17 protein-coding genes and 1 tRNA gene are annotated in these 19,700 nt (G+C 57.3%); 10 read left to right on the top strand and 8 right to left on the bottom strand.

The annotated features are described in order from the left end of the window. Positions 1-122 precede the first annotated feature (122 nt). Positions 123-422, top strand: coding sequence for a CDP-alcohol phosphatidyltransferase (locus tag G7Y44_RS05560; protein ID WP_165045073.1), 300 nt, complete (start codon positions 123-125; stop codon positions 420-422). A gap of 250 nt (positions 423-672) precedes the next feature. Here G7Y44_RS05560 and G7Y44_RS10625 read toward each other — a convergent pair whose 3' ends face one another. Then, complete coding sequence (locus G7Y44_RS10625) at positions 673-1,041, bottom strand: hypothetical protein (protein ID WP_241159200.1); 369 nt, start codon at positions 1,039-1,041, stop codon at positions 673-675. Between the two features lie 551 nt (positions 1,042-1,592). On the opposite strand from G7Y44_RS10625, the gene G7Y44_RS05550 reads away from it, so the two are divergent. Then, the gene (locus tag G7Y44_RS05550) at positions 1,593-2,567 is read left to right on the top strand and encodes a CPBP family intramembrane glutamic endopeptidase (RefSeq protein ID WP_165248230.1); all 975 of its coding nucleotides are present in this window, start codon (positions 1,593-1,595) and stop codon (positions 2,565-2,567) included. A gap of 20 nt (positions 2,568-2,587) precedes the next feature. Here the strand turns inward: G7Y44_RS05550 and G7Y44_RS05545 are convergent, their stop codons facing one another. After that, a complete protein-coding gene (locus G7Y44_RS05545; protein WP_165248228.1) occupies positions 2,588-4,717 on the bottom strand; it encodes an FtsX-like permease family protein in 2,130 nt (709 codons plus the stop codon). Further along, the gene (locus G7Y44_RS05540; RefSeq protein ID WP_165248226.1) at positions 4,707-5,687 is read right to left on the bottom strand and encodes an ABC transporter ATP-binding protein; all 981 of its coding nucleotides are present in this window, start codon (positions 5,685-5,687) and stop codon (positions 4,707-4,709) included. The genes G7Y44_RS05545 and G7Y44_RS05540 overlap by 11 nt, the downstream gene beginning before the upstream one ends. A 210-nt stretch (positions 5,688-5,897) precedes the next feature. On the opposite strand from G7Y44_RS05540, the gene G7Y44_RS05535 reads away from it, so the two are divergent. From G7Y44_RS05535 to G7Y44_RS10555, 6 genes are all read left to right on the top strand, one after another. After that, positions 5,898-6,626: a response regulator transcription factor gene (locus G7Y44_RS05535; RefSeq protein ID WP_165045081.1), complete on the top strand. Its 729-nt coding sequence runs from the start codon at positions 5,898-5,900 to the stop codon at positions 6,624-6,626. Positions 6,627-6,643: 17 nt separating this feature from the next. Beyond that, positions 6,644-8,578: a sensor histidine kinase gene (locus G7Y44_RS05530; protein WP_165248224.1), complete on the top strand. Its 1,935-nt coding sequence runs from the start codon at positions 6,644-6,646 to the stop codon at positions 8,576-8,578. Between the two features lie 104 nt (positions 8,579-8,682). Further along, entirely contained in the window at positions 8,683-9,861 is a 1,179-nt protein-coding gene (locus G7Y44_RS05525; RefSeq protein ID WP_165248222.1) for a hypothetical protein, read from the top strand. A 510-nt stretch (positions 9,862-10,371) separates the two neighbouring features. Next, positions 10,372-10,447, top strand: a tRNA-Ala gene (locus G7Y44_RS05520). 136 nt (positions 10,448-10,583) lie between these two features. After that, positions 10,584-11,957, top strand: coding sequence for an NYN domain-containing protein (locus tag G7Y44_RS05515; protein WP_165248220.1), 1,374 nt, complete (start codon positions 10,584-10,586; stop codon positions 11,955-11,957). A 525-nt stretch (positions 11,958-12,482) separates the two neighbouring features. Continuing rightward, positions 12,483-12,674, top strand: a complete 192-nt coding sequence (locus G7Y44_RS10555) for an ORF6N domain-containing protein (RefSeq protein ID WP_371807462.1) — start codon at positions 12,483-12,485, stop codon at positions 12,672-12,674. Positions 12,675-12,723: 49 nt separating this feature from the next. On the opposite strand, the gene G7Y44_RS05505 is transcribed toward G7Y44_RS10555, so the two are convergent. From G7Y44_RS05505 to G7Y44_RS05490, 4 genes are all read right to left on the bottom strand, one after another. Further along, positions 12,724-13,179, bottom strand: coding sequence for a PIN domain-containing protein (locus G7Y44_RS05505; protein ID WP_165248218.1), 456 nt, complete (start codon positions 13,177-13,179; stop codon positions 12,724-12,726). A gap of 9 nt (positions 13,180-13,188) precedes the next feature. Next, entirely contained in the window at positions 13,189-13,482 is a 294-nt protein-coding gene (locus tag G7Y44_RS05500; protein WP_165045596.1) for a type II toxin-antitoxin system RelB/DinJ family antitoxin, read from the bottom strand. A gap of 76 nt (positions 13,483-13,558) precedes the next feature. Further along, entirely contained in the window at positions 13,559-15,847 is a 2,289-nt protein-coding gene (locus tag G7Y44_RS05495; RefSeq protein ID WP_165248215.1) for a PH domain-containing protein, read from the bottom strand. Positions 15,848-15,850: 3 nt separating this feature from the next. Beyond that, a complete protein-coding gene (locus G7Y44_RS05490; protein ID WP_165248213.1) occupies positions 15,851-16,342 on the bottom strand; it encodes a PH domain-containing protein in 492 nt (163 codons plus the stop codon). A 273-nt stretch (positions 16,343-16,615) separates the two neighbouring features. Between G7Y44_RS05490 and G7Y44_RS05485 the strand changes: the two genes are divergently transcribed. Next, a complete protein-coding gene (locus G7Y44_RS05485; protein ID WP_165248211.1) occupies positions 16,616-17,878 on the top strand; it encodes a hypothetical protein in 1,263 nt (420 codons plus the stop codon). 1 nt (position 17,879) lies between these two features. Further along, positions 17,880-18,560, top strand: coding sequence for a PspA/IM30 family protein (locus tag G7Y44_RS05480; protein WP_165248209.1), 681 nt, complete (start codon positions 17,880-17,882; stop codon positions 18,558-18,560). Positions 18,561-18,729: 169 nt separating this feature from the next. On the opposite strand, the gene G7Y44_RS05475 is transcribed toward G7Y44_RS05480, so the two are convergent. After that, a complete protein-coding gene (locus G7Y44_RS05475; RefSeq protein WP_165248207.1) occupies positions 18,730-19,596 on the bottom strand; it encodes an Mrp/NBP35 family ATP-binding protein in 867 nt (288 codons plus the stop codon). Positions 19,597-19,700 lie beyond the last annotated feature (104 nt).

Below are 19,700 nucleotides of genomic sequence, written 5' to 3'. Positions count from 1 at the left end.
ATTGATCTGTAGGCAGTAACCTCCGATTCAGACGTTTGCTGCGAATCGCGGATCGTGCGTGTCAAATGGTGAAGTTGTTGCTATGATGTTACCAGAGTAAAACGACAACGAAAGGACTCGCTATGGGAATGAAGGCGACGGAGGCACTCGAGATTTCCTTCGAGGATCTGCCCAACTATCTCCGTGCGAATCATGCGGTCTACATGGACGTGGCGGGCAAGACCTACTACCTTACCGATTGTAACGACGGTTACTGGCGCGTTCAGAACACCGATGAGCTGAACGAGAAGGGCCACTACGTTGATTGCAGTGAGCTCGTGTACTTGGCAACCGAGTTTATTGATCTTCCGTTTGCCGATGGCAAGTCCATTGCCGATCTGTTTGGCGACGCGACGTTCTACCCGTCCGTAAAGGCGGAGTAGCAAGCCTGCGCTGCGTGTTCGGCGCGCTCGCCTGAGCGGGTTCGCGTGGCGTAGTGTTTGACAACATAATACTGAAGATACGGGCGGGGTGCGGTTTTTGGATCGCATCCCGCCCGTGTTTCGTTCTCTTTTCGTTCCCTTTTCCGTTTTTCTTACGCAACTTGGTGTCGACTGAAGCCGCGTATGGCAAGCGGCGTGCACAGCGCGAGCACGGCAGCGTATACGATCGTTATCATGCCGACAAGGCTTATCACCACGGGGCCGCTCCCAGAAGCAGCTGCAGACAGCGCACACGTGTTTGCTTGCGGTCGAGCAGGCCCTTGAGTGCTGCGAGGTACATCATGTAGTCGAGTGCGGTGAAGTTGGGGTAGTAGCCGAAGTCCTGCGGCAGGTAGCCTAAGTGCGCGCGGTAAGATCCGCCGAGCGTGCGAATATCGGTGCCGTCGAACAGGATTTGTCCCTGTGTGGGTGTAAGCACGGCATCGTAGCATTCTTCGACGATGCGTTGTGCCTGTTGCTCATCGAGTGCGCTAGGTGCGAACGAGCTACCTGTGCCGATGTTGTCATCATCGGTTGTGTGGTGCAGCCTTTTTCTTATGTCGTGTTGCCAATTGCTCATGCCGTGCTCACCTCCTTGTCTTTACCCGGTTTCCTTAATTGTGCTTTCGCCCTTCTTCTCTCTATAACGGTTTGCAGGTGCGATATGTGCGGACGGGTTTCCTTTTTCTCGAAAATGCGCGAATGTGCAAAGTTAGCCGCCTTTTCTGCCACTTTTTCTGCGAAATGCGCGATTTGACGGAGTCGGCAAAGCTCGCCAAAGTTTCAGGGAAAACAGAGGTCATCTCTGACCAGGGAAAACGTAAAGGCATTCTTAGAAAGCGAAGAGCAATTCTCGTTTCTTGCTAATTTCTACTCGTTTTTACCGCTTCAAATCGTACATATCGTGAAAAAAGTGGCAGAAAAGGCGGCTAACTTTGCACATTCGCGCATTTCGTAAAAAAAGTGGCAACGATGAACGTTTTGAGCGTTTCAAAGGCAGTGGATGGAGCGGTTGCTCGTAAAACCTTACACATCTTGTCGCTATTTGCTCTATCTGTTATAGTACAGCTATAACACTTGGGAAGAGAACACAGAAATCCAGAAGCGAAGAAAAAGGAAGGGAAGGGCGGTATGGAAAACACGGATAAAGCGCTCGTGCGGCGGCGCACCATCTTATATGTTGCTGTGACGTTTGTGCTTACGTGGGGGTACTGGTTTGTAGTGGTGTATCCGCGTGTTAATGCGCCGCAAGGGCTGGAAAGTACCGGGCCGGTGGCGCTTCTGGTGGGAGTGGGTATGCTGTTCCCGGCCATAGCGGCGCTGATCGTGCGGCTGGTAACGCGTGAGGGTTTCTCGAACGCGCTCATTCGACCGGTGCAGTTCCGCCGCACGTGGAAGTGGTGGGTGCTGGGGTGGTTTGGTCCGCAGGTTTTGATGACCTTGGGTGCGGTGGCGTACTTTTGCCTGGTTCCAGGTGATTTCGATCCATCGGGTGGTCTTATCCGTAGTCAGATGGAAGCGCAGGCGGCACAAACCGGCGTTGGTATGCAGTTGGATGACAACACCTTCCGCATGATTGTGATCGCACAAATTGCCATGGCGGTGCTAGCGGCACCTGCGTTGAACGCAGTTACGTGTTTCGGTGAAGAATGGGGATGGCGCGGGTATCTGCTGCCGAAGCTGCTTAAGCAGATGCATGTGGCTCCCGCATTGGTGGTAAGCGGTGTCATCTGGGGTTTGTGGCACGCGCCTATAACCGTACTCGGTCATAACTACGGCGTGGGCTATGCCGGGTGGCCATTTGTGGGCATTGCTGCCATGTGTATGTTCTGCATGGTACTTGGCGTGTTCTTCAGCTACATCACGCTGCGGTCGGGAAGCTGTATTCCTGCTGTGCTCGCGCATGGGGCAACAAACGGGTTTGTTGCTGCGCCGCTGCTTTTTAGTGCGACGGGCGGCAATCCATTCGTGGGGCCGTGCGCGACCGGTATCGTGGGCGGCTCAGCGCTGATTATCGTTGCTGTTGTTATGGCGGCATCACTTATCTCGCGTGAGCGTCGTGGCGAGCCGCTGCTGCTCACACGCAATGAGCGGCCCGCCGAATAACTGACAGCTCGCTTACCCGCTTATCCCTTTGCGAGCGCTTTCGCTCCGAAGTACGTGATCAGAAAATATACGCCGTAGGTTCCTAAGAAGGCTGCCGTGGTCATGAGTGCGGTTTTCCCGATGTCCATGTGGCCGAATACCGCCACTACGTCGGTGACAACCGAAAGCGCGCATGCTGTATGACAGAGCGCCACAATCAGCGGGAATAGGAAGTAGATACCCACCTGTACCAGCAAGCTTACACTCAGCATGCGCTCGGACGCGCCCAGCTTGCGCAGCAGGCCGTAGCGCGTGGCGTTATCGCTGGCTTCTGACAGCTGCTGAATGGCCAGTATGGCCGCGCATGCGATGGTGAGAATGAACCCGATATACACGGCCAAAAAGGCGACGATACCACTGAACCCGATACTCTGCTCGAACACGCTTTCACGATCGCTCACCATGGTGACGGGCCAGGTGTTGGGGTTTTCGCATTCTTCCACCTGTTCGATAAGATTGGCGAACGCCAGCTCGTTTTCGGTGCTACCGCAGTTCGCGTTTAGGATGCTGTACATGCGCACCGCTGTGGCAGGTATGGCGTCGTCGGGCACCACAATCAGACCAGTGTTGCTAGGAAACGGGATGGTTTCCAGACATACGTCGGAAAAGCCTCGCATTACAAGTGGCCGCTCGCCTACGGTTATGGTGGCATGCGCATCGGCGCGTTCGCGGAAGTAGTCGATGGTGGTATCGAAGTCGCTTATGACGTAGCATTCGTCGCTGCTCAGACTGATCTGCTGTTTCCCAGCCATTTCCAGCGCGCGGTTAACTTCCGACAGCTTTGCGATGTTGACGGGGTACGTGCCGTAGTCGTCGCTGACAGACGTGCCAGCGTAGTCGGCCATGGTGTGCTGCCCAATGGCGTCGATATCGGAGAAGGTGAGGCCATCGCCGCCTGTGTCGACCCATAGGTCAAGCTGCGTACTTTCGCGAACTACCGCATCAAACGCCGCAGCGCCAACAAGGCCCTCGGCATCGCCCCCCTGTCCGCGTGCCTCAATAGTGTCAAGCGATTCGCGCAGGCCTTGGGTCATGTCGTAGTCCACCGCTTCGGCGTATACGTCGCAGCTGCCCAGCTCTTCAGGAACCCAGCCAGTGCTGCTTGTAAACAGGCCATACATCGTACGCACAGTGGCGTCATATGATGTGGTGCGCTCCATGCTTGACGAAATGGCGTTCGTGATGCCAATGCCGCCACATACGCTGGTGATGGCCAGAAACAGCGTCATGCATACTACCGTCATCGACATGAACGTGGTGTTCACCTTGCTGTTCAGCTGACGCAGCGTGAACATGTTCAGCCCGCGGAAGTACGCGCCGCGCGCGCTCTGCGCCAATCGCAGCAGAAACCCCGATAGCGAGTAGAAGAACAGTCCCGTACCCACGCATACGAGCGCGGTGGCGCAGGCGAATTCGGGCGATGGTTCGAGCAGCCCGTTGTCGATGAGCAGTTTGTATGAGATGCCGATAATACCGCACGCTACCACAAACAGCAGAAGCGACAGGCTGACACTGCGCAGCTTGATTGTTTCGTTCATGCGGCTGGCGTGCAGTAGGTCGATGAGATGTGCGCTGGCGATGGTGCGGGCGTTGGCTACGGTGGCAATGGCGAAAATGCTGGCGAACACAGCGAGCGTCATCAATAAGCTTTCGCGTGAGAGTCCGGTGACAAAGCCAGGAACCGTGCCAGAGAAAAGCGCTGCCGTCACATGCATGAGCACCTGCGAGAATGCCCAGCCAAGTGCCAGGCCGCACGCCAGCGACGTAGCGCCCACCAGCAGTGTTTCGCAGGCGGTTATCTTCAGTACATCGGAGGTTCGCATACCCAGCGTCAAATAGATGCCGAACTCGCGCTTGCGTCGACGAATGAGGAAACGGTCGGCATAGATGATCAGAAACGCCAGAATAACGGCGACGAATACACTCACGCCGCTCATAATGTATCCCAGCAAATCGCGCATCTTGCTGCCGTTAAAAGCATCTATCGCTTCTTGTCCGGTGATGGAGTTAAAGGCGTAAAACACCGCCACACCCAACACGATGGTGAGGAAGTATACGCCGAAATCACGCAGTGATCTGCGCACGTTGCCGAAGGCGAGCTTAGCGTACATAGTCGGCCTCTCCCCCCAGCTTCGCAGTTACGTTCACGATGTCGCGGTAGAACTCGCCGCGGCTCTTGCCTTTCCGCTCGATTTGTCCCCACAGCTTGCCGTCTTTTATGAACACGATGCGCGTGCAGTAGCTTGCCGACATGGGGTCGTGTGTGACCATGAGTAACGTGGCACCACGTGCGTTCATGAGCTCGAAGGTGCGCAGCAGCTGCGCGGCCGACTTCGAGTCGAGGGCTCCCGTGGGTTCGTCGGCAAGAATGAGGTGTGGGTTTCCCACAGTGGCGCGCGCCGCGGCTACGCGCTGCTTCTGGCCGCCAGATATCTGATAAGGGTACTTGTCTAGCACGTCGGCGATGTCGAGCGTGGCGGCTACGGCTTGCACGCGCTGGGTGATTTCGCGGGCAGGCGTGTGCTTGATAGTGAGTGAAAGCGCGATGTTCTCAAAACAGGTGAGCGTGTCGAGCAAGTTGGAGTCTTGAAACACAAAGCCCAGCTCGTCACGGCGAAACGCCGCCACACGGCGCGAGTCCATGGAAGTGATGTCGGTACCATTGATGATGATTTGCCCCTGTGTCACCCGATCGATGGTGGATATGCAGTTGAGCAGTGTCGACTTGCCCGAGCCGCTAGGGCCCATGATTCCCGTGAACTCCCCGCGGGCAACCGTCAGGCTCACACCATCGAGTGCCATCGTGGCGCTTTCCTGGTTGTTTCCGCCGTGTTTGCGTCCGAAGCGCGCCCCGTATCGTTTGGTGATGTTGCGTACATCGAGCACGGGTGCTTCTGCGCTTGGTGCCGCGTACGCGCCGGTAACACTCGGTGGGGTTGGGGCAGCTGACGCTGCGTTGCCGCCCGCTGCGCTGTTACACGCCGCCGTGTTGCCGCCCGTTACGTTGCCGCACGCTGTCGCGTTGTCGCCCGTTGCGTTGCCGCACGCTGTCGCGTTGCCGCTTTTCAGGCTGTTGTTCATGGAAGCCTCCTGTCGTTTCGGTTCGTTTTTCTACGTGCTTTCGTTGGTGTTCTAGTGTGAAAGCAGACACTTACGCCCTCCTTCGCCGTTCCTTACTTTTTCCTTACGCGGATAACTGACATACGTGGCAGCGTGCGGAGTGCGTGGTTTAATGGCGGAGAAGAGAACTGGCCGATTGGCATAAGGCGATTACGGGGCGAAAGGGCGCACATGAACGACGGAGACAGGCATTTGCTTGGCAAGCACGTGATGCTGGTCGATGACGAGCCAGGGTTGCTCGCTATGGTGGCGGCTATTCTGCGGCAAGAGGGCTTCTCTCGGGTGTCGCCGTTTACGAACCCGTTCGATGCGCTTGCCATGTGCCAGGAGGCAAGCGAGCGCGATCTTCCGCATTTGCTCGTGCTCGATGTGATGATGCCCGGCATGGATGGTCTGGCGCTTCTGTCGCAGGTGCGGGCGCTGCCACCACTTGCTCACGTGCCGGCGGTGTTCCTTACCGCAAAAGACGAGCCAGCCGATCGTGTGAGCGGGCTGGGGCTGGGTGCCGACGACTACATCGCCAAGCCGTTTTTGCCGCAGGAACTGGTGCTGCGCATTATGGCGGTACTGCGTCGCTGTTACGCTGCTGAGGCGACACGGGTCGATTTGCAGGCGTGTTCGGTCGACTTGTCCACTGCCGAGGTGACGCGCGCCGATGGGTTGGTGATGAGTCTAACGGCCAAGGAGCACGACATCTTGGGTGTGCTGGCGCGCAATCGCGGGCGTATCGTTACCATCGACGCCATCTGCGAAGCGTGCTGGGGCGACACTTTCGGCTATGAGAACACGCTTATGGCGCACATCCGTCGTCTACGCGAGAAGATAGAGGTTGACCCGTCGCACCCGGCGTCGCTGGTGACGGTGAAGGGTTTAGGCTACAAGTTAACCACGTTGCGGTAGCGAAAGGAGCGCATGCTGTGGGAGGATTGCTTCTCATGCTGTTCGCAGCTGTGGGTCTGCCTGTATGGGCGGGCTACCGGCTTGGTGTTAGCCGCTCGCGCGTTAGCAAGGAGCTGCCATCCCCGCCACGTCCGTTGGTTGACTCCTACGACGACGTTGATCGCTTGCGTCGCCGTCGCAGGGCGCGGCGACGTGGGTTTGCGGGTTTTTTCATTAAGCAGCTTACGAGTTTGCTGGTGTTTGTGATCGCGGTGGCGGTCATCGATTTTGTGTTGTTCGTCGGGCTTTCCATTCATGAGCGCGATCTTACGCAAGAGGGGACGCAGCTCGGCGTCACGCGAACGGTTGATGAGGGACTTGTATACGTGGGCGATGACGTTGATGCGGCCGATGCGGAAGGGGAAGCGGCAGCAGGTGATGCAACCGACGCCGGCGCGGAGGCTGGTTGGGAGCTGTCACAGGAAGCACGCGACACGCTTGATGGCATGGGTGCGTGGGCTATGTTGCTCGATGGTGCGGGGCAGGTACTGTGGGAATATCACGTGCCGGACGACGTACCGCGCTCGTTTACGTTAAACGATGTGGCTGTGATGGCGCGCCACACCAACATAAACGAATACTACGCCGCATTTTGGGACCGTGATGATGGTTTGCTGGTGATCGGATTTCCGCGTGAGGTGTTCTGGACGATGCGCTTTACCTATCCCGCAACGGTGGTCGAGCGACTTCCTCTGTATGTGGCACTTTTCTTCGGCGCGAATGTGGCGATGCTGTTCGTATATTTGTTAATTCTGCGGCGACGTACGCGCAGCGCCATCGACCCGATTGATGACGCGCTTGTGGCGCTGTCGAGGGGGCGGGCGGTTGATCTGAACCTTCGGGGCGACCTTGCTGAAGTGGGTGACTCAATCGCTCGGGCTTCCGAAGAGCTGCGGCGCAAGGATCAAGCTCGCGCCTTGTGGATACGCGGGGTGTCGCATGACATCCGCACACCGCTTTCGCTGATTACTGGCTACGCCGATGGTATTGCTGAAAGTGGCGCGCTGCCCGAGCACACACGTCTTGATGCCGCGCTCATCCGATCGCAAAGCATGCGAATTAAGGACTTGGTGTACGACTTGAATATCGCGTCGCGGTTGGAATACGACATGCAGCCGTTGGATGTAGGTACGGTGTCGCTTCCGCGCATGCTGCGGGAAACGGTGGCGGAGCACCTGAACGAGACGGCGTTCGATCGCTGTGAGTTCGATGTGAACATCGCACCTGATGCTGTCGATCTCGAGCTGAACGGCGACGCTCGTCTGTTGCAGCGGGCCATTCGGAATGTGTTACAGAATGCGGCGAGTCATAATCCCGATGGCTGCAAGGTGTTCGTTTCGCTTGCGGTGACTGATGTGTGTGGCGGGGCTCCGTCGCAGATGGCAGGCCCGCGTGCTCCACAGATGACAGGCCCGCGCGCGTACGATGAGTGCCAGGCGCGCATTGTGGTGCGCGATGACGGGTGCGGCCTGGCCGCCGACAAGTTGGCGCAGCTACGATGGAGACTGGAGGCGGCAGTGGGGCGCACGGCCGAAAGTGCTGCCACTTCCGCTTCGGATGCGTCTGCGGTACATGATGGGGAAGTAGGTGGCGCGTCTGTTTCAGTTGCTGCTTCCACTTCCGCACCTAATTCGGTTCCCACTTCCGCTTCTAATTCTGTACCCGACTTCGCTTCCTCAAGCGTTTCTTGTGTGGGCGCTGCGAAAGAATCCACGCGTGGCTTCGAGTCGGCTTTGGTCGGCAACGACGATGCATCTACACACGGTTTGGGTCTTGTGCTGGTGGCGAAGATCGTGCGGGCGCATAAGGGCGAAATGCAGGTTGATAGCGAAGTTGGCCAGGGGTTTTCTGTAACGATCAATCTTCCCGCGCACCACGGAGGAAAGGGCGCGCCAGCACGAACGGACGTGTGACGACTTGAAGCTTTTTTGCGCGGCGAGTGACGAATCGGTGGCGTTTTCGTTAAACGCTCCTAATGCGTGCACAATGGGGGTGAGGGTTGAAGGGAGGTGCTGCGATGGAGCAGAATGTCGACAAGGACTCGCCGGAAGTTGAGGGCGCGAAAAGTGTAGATAAGCTCGGCAAGCTTGGTAAGTTGGGCCAGGCTTTTGGTGATCTGTCGTTTTCCCAGGTTGTTGCCGCTGCGTTGGCGGCGATGACGTCGCTGTTGTTGTCGTCAAGCATTGGTATCGCCGGTTCGATCATCGGTGCGGCTGTGGGTTCGGTGGTTGCCACCGTGTCCACGCAGCTGTACAAGAACGCTTTGGCGGCCTCGGCTGAAAAGCTGCGTGATATTCCCGTCATCGTACAGAACGTTGCGGGCTCCACGCATGCTGAGGCCCCGCTCGATGGGTCGCACACCACAGCAGATGGCGATGCGGACGCCGGTGCACGCAGCGATGCGTATTCTGGCAAACGAAGCGTCGATTGCGACGATGAATCATGCGCTGTTCGTGATGTTTTGGCGTTTGACTCCAAAGACGATCACAAGGGGACAGCGTCTGAAACCGAAGGCGAAAGCGAAGCCGAAACGAGCACGCACAAGGGCGTGCAAACGAGCGAGCATGCTATCCAAGATGTCAAAGATCAAGCCGACCTCGACATGACACATGTTTCATCGTTTGCCGCATCACATGATGCCACGCTTGTTGCTCATGCGCGCGCCGATCGTGCACGGCGTCAGATGAAGATTCGCGCGTTTGTGGTGGGCGTTGTCGCATCACTTCTTGCTGTTGCTGCGGTGGCGATTATCGTGAATGTGGCGACGGCGGGCAATGGGTTAGGTGCCAAGCCAGAACCGGCGCGCTGGATGCCGTCGGCCTCGCAAAAGGCCACCGCTCCCGACACTTCTGCACAAGACCCTGCTGCAACAGCCGACAAAAACGAGTCGCAGAACGGAGAAGCAACGCCTGACGATCAGAAGTCGCAAGAGGGCGCTACGCCCGATTCGGGCAATAAGGACGATCAGGACTCGCCGGATGAAACGGGTGCTGCCCCAGAGCCGGGTACCGACGACGGCTCTGGCAATGCTTCCGGATCGGGTGACTCAACTGGCTCTGGATCAGGGTCGCCGGTGTCTCCTGGAGATACGGGCGGATCTGACGGATCGTCTTCGGGTGGTTCTTCCTCGGGCTCATCAGGCTCGTCAGGCACAACAAAGCCAGGTACGACAAAACCGGGCTCATCCGCGCCGTAGGGGTAGAGCCGCCAAAACACGGCAAAAAATTCATGAAATGCGCGATTGTGCAAAGTTAGCCTCCTCTTCTGCCACTTTTTCTACGAAATGTACGATTTGAAGCGGTAAAACGAGGAGAAATAGGCAAGAAACGAGAATTGCTCTTCATTTTCTAAGAATGCCTTTACGTTTTCCCTGGTCAGAGACGAGCGCTGTTTTCCCTGAAACTTCGGCGAGCTTTGCCGACTCCATCAAATCGCGCATTTCGTAGAAAAAGTGGCAGAAGGGGAGGCTAACTTTGCACAATCGCGCATATCGCGAATTTTTTGCCAGCTTCATCTGCGTGCACCTGTGCGCACAGCCTGCCCCTAGCTGATCTGTATGAAAAGTTACGGACTGATCCGTGGGAAGGGATTCATGGAAGGTAACCCTGGTCCGGGCCTTCGAGCCTTCAACCCTTCAGAAATTTCCCCAAAATTGGGGGTTGACCCAATTGGTGAAGCCGCTATACTGTCTCTTGCAGCTTTTTTCGGGGCCTTAGCTCAGCTGGGAGAGCGCATGGCTGGCAGCCATGAGGTCACGGGTTCGATCCCCGTAGGCTCCACCACCAATTGTCGCAGGTCAGAGGTAGTCTCTGGCCTGTTTTGTTTTACCCGCAACCTACCCTGTGGCGCAGACGATCCACATACGATGCGCCGCGCACGTGCACCACTGCGACGCGAGTGCGCCACCAAGGAGTCCACATGGAACAAAAGCACGCTTCCGAGCAGCGATACGCCCTGCTCATCGATGCCGACAACGTGTCTTCCAAGTATCTTAAGCCCATTATGGACGAGCTATCGAAATACGGCACCGTTACCATTAAGCGCATCTATGGCGACTGGACGCTCACCCTACACGCCAAATGGAAAGACGCCCTGCTGGAAAATTCAATCACACCCATTCAACAGTTCGGCTATACGCAAGGCAAAAACGCCACCGACTCCGCCATGATCATCGACGCCATGGACATCTTATATACCGGTTCGGTCGACGGATTCTGTATCGTATCGAGCGACAGCGATTTCACGCGTCTAGCTAGCCGCCTGCGCGAAAGTGGCCGCACCGTTATCGGCATGGGCGAGAAAAAGACCCCTACTCCCTTCCGCAAAGCGTGCGATATTTTCACCACGCTGGAGCTTTTGGTGGGTGAACGCGACGGAAAGAGTCGCTCAAAGAGCGAAGTAGCCAACACAAGCACAAGCAGTAGTCAGACCATGAGTAAGGCTGAGATCGAGCGTGCCGTGGTAGACATCATCACCGAGAACTTGAACAACGGTAAGTCAACCGGTCTTGGCGAAGTGGGTAGCCGTCTGCTGAAGCGCTATCCCGACTTCGACGTACGCAGCTACGGAACAAAACTGCTCTCCAAGCTGCTTGACGAGTTCACGCGCGTCAAGATCACTAAAGACCGCAGCTCGGTTACTGTCGAACTGGCCGACGACAAGGCACCCGCAACAGCACCAGCGGCAAACGACGCTGACGCTTCTCCAGCAAAACCAAAACGCACGAGGTCGCGCTCGCGCTCGAGAATGAGAAAGACCGCTTCCGCTTCGAATGAAACGAATTTGTCGGCTGTTGTTGCCTTAGCGACCAGCGAAAATGGCCAAGCTGCTGAACAAATAACTGTCGCAGAACAATCAAGCGTTGCTGAGCAGATGGGTAACACGACGCAGACGAACAGCCTGGTCGAAGTTTCCAGCGAAACTGAAGAACAAGTGAGCAGCACCGAGCGGGCGAGCCGCACCAAACAAGTGAGCGGTGCGGTCGAAGAGGCCGGCAAAACCGGCATGATTGGCAAACCCAGAAAAACTGCCGCCGTCGCCCAACCGGTGAACGAAACGCCAGCTGCACCCGCAGACACGGCGGCAGTCGAAGCCTACATTCGCCAGCTCATTCGCGACGCTGGACGCGAGGGTATCGCGCTGTCTACCCTTTCGCGACGTGTGCGCGGCAAGTTCCGTACGTTCAAAGTGCGCGATTTGGGATTCACGCAGCTAAAAAACTATGTCGCCAGCTTGGGTGATATCGAAATTGAGCAAACAGGATCGGGCCTCAACGCGCGCATGGGAGAGTAAGTACGCCGCCCTTTCCTGTCTGTGTGTTCCTTCTTATCGGGGTATCCCTTCTTGCTTGAGTGCCCCTTTTTATCTGTACGCCCCTGCTTGCTCAGACACCTCTCGTCTGTGTTCCCCTGCCGTGTGTTTCTCACAACCAAATCGTAAGGCGTGCGCAAGGTTGCCGCAAGGAGACGCGCGTAACATAGGTGCCATGAAGAACAAAACCGTACACCTGCGAACCATGGCATCATCGAGCAAGTAAGCAACGCTTACGGTTCGCGCACTGCGAGCAAGGAGCCGATCATGAAAGCGCTACTATTAGCACCCGTTGGCGCACTGATAGCCTTCGGCGTTTTCGTCAGTACGCAAAGCCCGAAATTGGAGCGTGCACGATGAACGATCTGGGGCGTTGGCTGTTCACTGGAGTGTGTGTAATTGTCATCTTGGCGCTTGGTCTAGCCGCAAGCTGGCTCGCCGGGGTTCAGCTCGAGCAGTAGCCCCAACCCCGCAAACGAACCGGCCATACGCGACCTTATATACACGGTGCGTGGGGTGCAGGTCATATTCGACAGTGATCTCATGATTCTCTACGGGGTGGAAACAGGCAATTTGAACAAAGCCGTAAGCGGAAACGCCAAGAGGTTTCCGAATGAATCCGCTTCAAGCCCACTTCCGACAAACGGACTCCATTTGCTCTTCCAAATTGGAAGAGCAAAGCCGGGGGTGCGGCAATAGACGAACGTCTCCTTACGCATAGAGAGAACAAGGTAGCTCTTGGGGTTGCTTACAGGACGATCTCTTCGTAGACCAGCCCTTTTTCTTCGTGTAGGTATGAGAAAAGTTCGGCGCAGTTAAGGACGGCGATTGTTGAGCGTTGGAAATCCTTTTTGTTTCGTGTGATGATAGCGTCGGCTTTCACCTGTCGAGCGCATTGATAAAGACATGCATCTTCAAAGTCATCCCAAGGAGAGTTGAGGGCGGCGTCAATAGCTCTCTCGCCAAGAGGGCACAAGCGAGCCAGCTTACGAACGGTTGCAAGGCGCGCTTTCGTTGTGTCGGCTAAGCTCTTTTTTCCGCCTTCCGACAACAGGTAGAATGCGTCTGTCATCTGAGAAGGGCTTAACCATAGCTCAAGTTCGCCCAAAGCGCCCAAAATGAGTAACTTTCTCGCATCGGTTGCAAATGGCTCACGACACTGCATACAATCGATGACAATGTTGGTATCTACAAGAAGTCTCATAAGGTAGCCTTAGAGGTTCAAGCGCCTGCGACGAACCTCTTTTAGCGACAGCTCAGACCAGGAGGTTTGCTGGCTATTCATCAGACTGTCCACGAGTGCCGTCGCCTTTGCAATCTCGTCCGGCGTGTGAGATAGGTGCGCTGTACCCTTGTTAAAGGGGAGGGATCGATGCTCTATCACGTAGTCGTACAGCGAGTTGATGACTTGAGACGCGTTCGTTCCTAGCGTTTCGAGGATCGCGCCGCCAAGCTCTTTTTTCTCTCGGCTCATGCGGGCGGTGACCATAGCTTCCGATGCTCCCATTGATCCTCCTAATATGTTGTACGTTGTACAAATCAGTATAACGGATTCGTGGTGCTGTTCAAGACCTCATTCGAGGTCATCCTTGTGATATTGGTGGCGATTGGCGGTTGCCGCCGGGGCGGGCCCAGTCCATCCAGGCTTCGGCGTCGGTGTTAGACAGGTCCCAGATAAGCTCGGTGGTGCCGCTAACGCCCGCGGCGGTGCGCGCGGCAACGGTTTGTACGCAGGCGGCACGTTGGAAGGGGTTTGTTTTGGTGGAGGCGAACTGCAGCTTCTTACGGGGTAGCGCAACGGTTTTCGATGCCAGACCCCCGTTGACAACAACCATGAAGCGTTCGTTGTAGCCAATGCCCGAGTGACGATGCCACAGCACGGCATCAATCGTGTTCACAACGAATGACAAGGCAAACAGCGCAAAGCAGCCATACACAACCGTTCGCAGCGCAGCCAACGCGATCGCGTCTTCCGCCGATGCGGTTATATCCCATGCGCCAGTTCCCACCGCTATGTTCAAGGCGACAAGCCCGATAGCTGCGCAAACGGCAAGCCAGAACGAAGCGCTACGAATAACACCCTTACGTATGATGGCGCGTCGGCGCGCTACGGGTGCGGGTTTCGCCATTATGCGGGGAAGGTCGGCAAGCTCGGGTGCGATACCCTGTAAGATTTCAGGCACGCGCGATGTTTTGACAAAAGGGTGCACCACAATGCCGTCTGATGGAGTGGCTGTCTGTTCGCCGTTTTGAGATTCCCTTGTGACTGAATCGATTTTTCCCAGCGACAGTTCGCAGTACCCAATGCAACGGCGGATGAACGACTGCTTAATTATCACCGACTGCACGCGGTCGATGTCCACGCCGTGAAACGTGCGTTGAAGCAGCCCATGCTCCACTTCGATACGGCTTTCGCGGCGGCGTACTTTAAAGCCGCCGTAACGCACGATGGTTCCTGCCGCCGACAGAAGCCACACAGCCACTACGCCCAGTGCGATCCAAGCCGCCAAGCTCCAAGCCGCTGCTGAAAAAAGCGAACTCAGAGCGTCGGTAGCGCTCGATGCGCTTACGTTCGCCATTGTTTCACCCAGCGACGATTCGAGCCATGACGCGATGGCGGACTCGAAGAACTCCATGCAGAAGCCTACAATGCCCAGTACGCCCACCAAGATGATGCCGAACGACGAACCCGCACCCGAAGCGCCCGCAAATACGAGTTCCTTGTTTGATAGGCCCGTTTCGTACGTGACAGTGCCTGTGGCAACGTGTGCGCCACCGAAGACGCCGCGCACGTCGGACAAGACGTCGTCAATTGCATCGAGTACGTTGCCGTATGCGTCAACGGCTGGCCCTGCGCCAGGCGCGTTTGCGGAAGGGAAGGGCGCTGGTGTGGGCGGGGTGCCGGGGGTTTGGGGTTGTAGGGACGCGTCCTCACGCATGCTGACGGCAGAGGCTGCGGAAACAGGAGAGGCTTGCGGGGTTGCGGGTTGCATCGGTGCGCCGAGCACGGCCATTGCTGCTCGCATATCGCCGCCAGTACAAGCGATCATCCATGCCGAGGGAACCACGGCACCCTGCACGCGAGCGTTGCCATATTGGTCGAGCTCCCCTTCGGCTAGCAGCACTTTCTTACGACGGAAGAGTTCGGCGCGCAATGCTTCGGCGTCGCTGTTGCGCACGTACTTCAGCATTACGGCGTCGTTTGACGCGCCACCTGCGGTGTCGATCTTCACGGTGCACAAGCCGAGCAGGCGCTGCAGCACCCCAGCTTGCTGGTTAACCGCCTGAACGCGCTGGTAGGGCACGTGTAGGCGTTTCTTGCTAATTATGCCCGAGAACAGGCTAAACTCGGTAGGCGATAGCTCGAAGGTGAGGTTTTTCCAGGAAAGCCACTGAATGAGCCCGACGATACCGCAGATCACCGCGAAAGCAAGTATCCCTATCAGTAAGGATATGCCTATTGTCACCAAAGGAGCCGTGCCCGCCGATCCGATTGAGGATAGTGCAGGAATCAGGCTGCCTATCGTCGACGCGATACCGGCGACAGCGATCGCCGCTACTGTCGACAGGCCTCCAAGCCATATGTAGGCGTGGTGTACGTGATGTTGTCCAGGGCGCAGCGATTCAGGAACGGAAGCGCGTGGGTCGGTGTTGGGGAAGTCGCGAGCGGTGTCATTCGCTGCGGCAAATACGGCGGCTCGGTAGGTCTCCCATTCGGGCGTGGGCGTGGGTGAAGTCGTTTGCGCGGGTGCGAATGATGCGGGCACGGGTGAGGTCGTTTGCGCGTGCGCAGATGCCGCGGCGTGCGCGGGTATAGGCATCGGAGTAGGCACAGACGTTGCGGCGTTTTGAGGGTTCTTTTCGGCGGTCATGGTTTACACATCCTCTTGGGCCAGGCGAGCCTGTTTGGCTATAAGGTCGCGCAGGCGGTCTGCTTCCTCGAAAGTGAGCCCAGGGATCACATGTTCTCCGGCGGCGGTGGCTGTTGTTACGCTGGCTAGGCCAAACGCGCGCAGAATAGGACCTTGTTTTGTATCGGTGTTTTGCACGCGAACGAAGGGGATAATAAAGCGCTTGCGCCAGATGATGCCGCATGCGATGTCAAGCTCGTGTTCGCCCACTTCGTAGCGCCACCGCGCATGGCGAATAGGAGGAAGAACAACGAGCCATATCACCAGGCATGCGGCGTATAGTGCCGTGGCGCCGGCAACAATCAGCCATGCCCACGATGCTTCCGGGTCAACTGCGGCTCCAATAAGAAACGGGCACTCGATACACACATAAGCGAGCGTGAGCCACAAAGCGTCGTTGATGCGCCAAACGCGCTTGATTTTAGGATTGAGGGTGTGGGAGGGTACTGCTCGCATGAATTCCTCGACTTTCTTGCCTGCATGTCAATGAGGCGGTCTGGGTTGTCGTGCGTGCGCCGACATGCTCGCCGACATTTCCTTCGCGAATCTGTTTACTATTGTAAGGGTTTGCAGGCTTCCCAATGAGCCGCATACACTTGTTTTTGTATTCAGACGCAATGTCGGGAGGATTCTCCCGAATCTTGTGGGATGCGTTCGTGTGCGTTCGCGCGTGCAAGGCGATGCGGTATGATGGGCTGAAGCTTTCGGCAAGAGAGAAAGAGGGCTTTCGTGGGACGATCGGGCGGTGGCGGCTTTTCCGGTGGGGGAGGCTTTGGGGGAGGCTTCGGCGGTTTTTCTGGTGGCGGCCGGTCGAGCGGAGGTTTTTCCGGTGGCGGCATCGGTGGGCGCTCGGGTTTCGGTGGTGGCCATGGAGGCGGCTTTGGCGGTGGCTTCGGTGGCGGCCCCCACTTCCATGGATGGGGCGGACTCTTTGGTCCTCGCATCATCGTGAATGCCCCACGTTTTTCCGGTGGACCGGGCTCGCCGAACGGATCGGGAGGCCCTTCCGGTATGCCACCCAACCAGCAGCCAAATGGATCAGGCGGACCAGACGGGCAGTACCCCGGCGGCAAAAGCGGGAGTGCGGGCGTGGTGTTCACCATTGTGGTCATTGCGCTGTTTGTGCTGTTTGCGTTCGTTATGCTGTCGGGCGGATGCAGCACGTCGGGGCAGGTGGCGGCGTCTACCGTGCAGCGTGAGGCGCTTCCTTCGGGCGCGGTGTCTGAAACCGCGTACTACACCGACGAGGACGGCGACTGGATTGGCTCTCCTGCCGAATTCGAGCGCGGACTGAAGTCGTTCTACGAAAAAACTGGCGTGCAGCCCTACGTGTACATTCTTCCCAACGACCAAACGACGTCAACGCAGGAACTCGGCGAACTTGCATCAGAACTGTACGGCCAGCTGTTCAGTGACGAAGGGCATTTCCTGCTCACGTTCTGCTATGACAGCACACGCGACGGCTATGCGTGCGGCTATGCGGTGGGCGCTCAGGCGAAAACGGTCATGGACGACGAGGCTATTGGTATTTTGAGCGACTACCTTGATCGTTACTGGTACGATTTCGATTCGGAAGAAACGTTCTTCTCGAACGCGTTTGCCGACACCGCCGAGCGCATTATGACAATTACCCCCTCGCCGTATCTGCCCATTGCGGTGGCGGCCATTGTGGTTGCCGTGGCGCTGGTGGTGTTTTTCGTGGTACGCAAGCGCAACGAGCGCGCTGCGGCAGAACGCGCCCATACCGAGCGCATTCTGAACACGCCACTGGAGAAGTTTGGCGACACCGAGCTGGCCGATTTAGAGAAGAAATACGCGGCGGCTGCACCGTCTGCAGAAACGCCGGCCGTGCCACCTGTTGCGCCGGCTGCAGCGCCTGTTGCGCCGCCGACCACACCACCTGCGGCACCGTCTGCAGCACCTTCTGGGAACTCTCCCGCTGGTAACGGCGGGGTGAATATGTCAACCAACAATCTGACAGGAGAGAACTGACATGGGCATTCTTGATCGTTTCAGCGACATCGTGAAGGCGAACGTTAACGAGCTGCTCGATCGGGCCGAAGATCCGGCGAAGATGATCGACCAGTACATGCGCAACCTTACCGATAGCCTGGCTGAGGTACGCGAGCAAACCGCGGGTGTTATGGCCGAAGAAGCCCGCTGCAAGCGCCTTGTTGACGCCAATGCTGCCGACGTTGCCAAGTACGATGGATTGGCTCGCACGGCGCTGGCTGCTGGCAACGAAGACGACGCGCGTACGTTCTTGGCGAAAAAGCAAGACCTGCAGGCACAGGGTCAGGCGGCAGCCGAAGCGTATGCGGCGGCGAAAGCTAACGCCGATAAGATGCGCCAGATGCACGACAAGTTGGTTGCCGACATCGAGGCGCTTTCCGCGCGTCGCGAGGGTATTAAGGCGAAGGTTGCCGTGGCGAAAACCCAGGAAATGGTGAACGACATTGCTTCTGGTGCCGACAAGGCGGCGGGTGCTATGAGCGCGTTTGATCGCATGGAAGCGAAGGCCGATGCAATGCTTGATCGGGCAAACGCCATGGAGGATCTGTCTAGCGCGCCGGCCGACCCCATCGCCGATCTGGAGCGCAAGTATGCAGCCGACGCTGCAGGTGCCCAGGTGGATGATGAGCTGGCTAAGATGAAAGCCGAAATGGGGCTGTAGCGCTTTTGGTCGTGTGCCAAAGTGTGACCTTTTGGTACGCAAAGAGGCGATGTGTGACATTTGGTGTGACTCTTTGACACACTTTGACACACAAGAAAGAGCCCGCAGCACGGTTTTTTAATCGTTCGCTGCGGGCTCTTGGCGTGTGGTTGGGAAAAACTGGCGTTTCCTATTCGGCGGCCTCTTCGTCAGCCTGTGTTGCGCCGAGTGCTTCGATCTGTTCAATGATGGGATCAAGCGCGCCCTTCACGTCATATTCTTCCACACGGCCCTCATCGCAGAGCTTGGCGAAGGCGGGGTTGATGGGCAGAGTGGTGTAGGCGGGAATTCCGTAGTGCTTTGCCACTTCGGCTCCCTGCGGCTCGCCATAGATGTAGTGTTTCTTGTCGCATTCGTCGCACACGAAGTATGCCATGTTCTCCACTAAGCCGATGACGTTAACATCCATGTGATGAGCCAAGTTCACGGCCTTGCCCACGATCATGGCAACCAGTTCCTGCGGGGCCGACACAGTGACGATGCCTTCGGTGGGCAGCATTTGGAACACGGTAAGCAGCACGTCGGAGGTTCCCGGAGGCATGTCGACCAGCAAGTAGTCGAGTTCGCCCCAGCAGGTTTCCTCGTAGAACTGCTTGATACAGTTCGACACTACCGGGCCACGCCACGCAACCGGCGCGTCGTCTTCGGGAAGCATCAAGTTCGTAGACACGATGCCGATGCCGCTGGCAGTTTCGCTGGGCAAAAGTCCTGCAACCGTGGCGCGCAGGCGGTCGGTCACACCGAACGTGCGGGGAATGGAAGGGCCGGTCACGTCGGCGTCCAGGATACCCACGCTATAGCCACGCCGGCGCAGTTCGGCAGCCACCAGGCTTGTCACCAGCGACTTTCCCACGCCTCCCTTGCCGGACACGATGCCTATGACGTGCTTGATGGTGGTGCCGGGGCGGGTTTGGGCCACAATCGGGCCTTGGTCGGTGCGGTCTCCGCAACCGGACACGCCGCATGAGCTGCAATTATGGGAGCATTCCTCTGCCATGTTGCCTTCTTTCTCGTCTTGTGCGCACATGGTTTTGCTGTGCGCCCTTCGTTTCTTCGGGCATAATAGCACAAGCTCATTCTTTCGTACCGAAAGGTGGAACA

This window comes from Adlercreutzia sp. ZJ141, assembly GCF_011038965.1.
Lineage (GTDB): Bacteria > Actinomycetota > Coriobacteriia > Coriobacteriales > Eggerthellaceae > ZJ141.
Note: the sequence above shows the minus strand (reverse complement) of the source record. Positions and strands in the feature narration are given on the sequence as shown.

Excerpts from the sequence above, each read along its gene's own strand:
- G7Y44_RS10625 (WP_241159200.1), bottom strand. The coding sequence starts at position 1,041 with ATGAGCAATTGGCAACACGACATAAGAAAAAGGCTGCACCACACAACC.
- G7Y44_RS05550 (WP_165248230.1), top strand. The coding sequence starts at position 1,593 with ATGGAAAACACGGATAAAGCGCTCGTGCGGCGGCGCACCATCTTATAT.
- G7Y44_RS05500 (WP_165045596.1), bottom strand. The coding sequence starts at position 13,482 with ATGGGAGCATCGGAAGCTATGGTCACCGCCCGCATGAGCCGAGAGAAA.
- G7Y44_RS05480 (WP_165248209.1), top strand. The coding sequence starts at position 17,880 with ATGGGCATTCTTGATCGTTTCAGCGACATCGTGAAGGCGAACGTTAAC.
- G7Y44_RS05490 (WP_165248213.1), bottom strand. The coding sequence starts at position 16,342 with ATGCGAGCAGTACCCTCCCACACCCTCAATCCTAAAATCAAGCGCGTT.
- G7Y44_RS05495 (WP_165248215.1), bottom strand. The coding sequence starts at position 15,847 with ATGACCGCCGAAAAGAACCCTCAAAACGCCGCAACGTCTGTGCCTACT.
- G7Y44_RS05515 (WP_165248220.1), top strand. The coding sequence starts at position 10,584 with ATGGAACAAAAGCACGCTTCCGAGCAGCGATACGCCCTGCTCATCGAT.
- G7Y44_RS05545 (WP_165248228.1), bottom strand. The coding sequence starts at position 4,717 with ATGTACGCTAAGCTCGCCTTCGGCAACGTGCGCAGATCACTGCGTGAT.
- G7Y44_RS05505 (WP_165248218.1), bottom strand. The coding sequence starts at position 13,179 with ATGAGACTTCTTGTAGATACCAACATTGTCATCGATTGTATGCAGTGT.
- G7Y44_RS05525 (WP_165248222.1), top strand. The coding sequence starts at position 8,683 with ATGGAGCAGAATGTCGACAAGGACTCGCCGGAAGTTGAGGGCGCGAAA.
- G7Y44_RS05540 (WP_165248226.1), bottom strand. The coding sequence starts at position 5,687 with ATGAACAACAGCCTGAAAAGCGGCAACGCGACAGCGTGCGGCAACGCA.
- G7Y44_RS05535 (WP_165045081.1), top strand. The coding sequence starts at position 5,898 with ATGAACGACGGAGACAGGCATTTGCTTGGCAAGCACGTGATGCTGGTC.
- G7Y44_RS05475 (WP_165248207.1), bottom strand. The coding sequence starts at position 19,596 with ATGGCAGAGGAATGCTCCCATAATTGCAGCTCATGCGGCGTGTCCGGT.
- G7Y44_RS05560 (WP_165045073.1), top strand. The coding sequence starts at position 123 with ATGGGAATGAAGGCGACGGAGGCACTCGAGATTTCCTTCGAGGATCTG.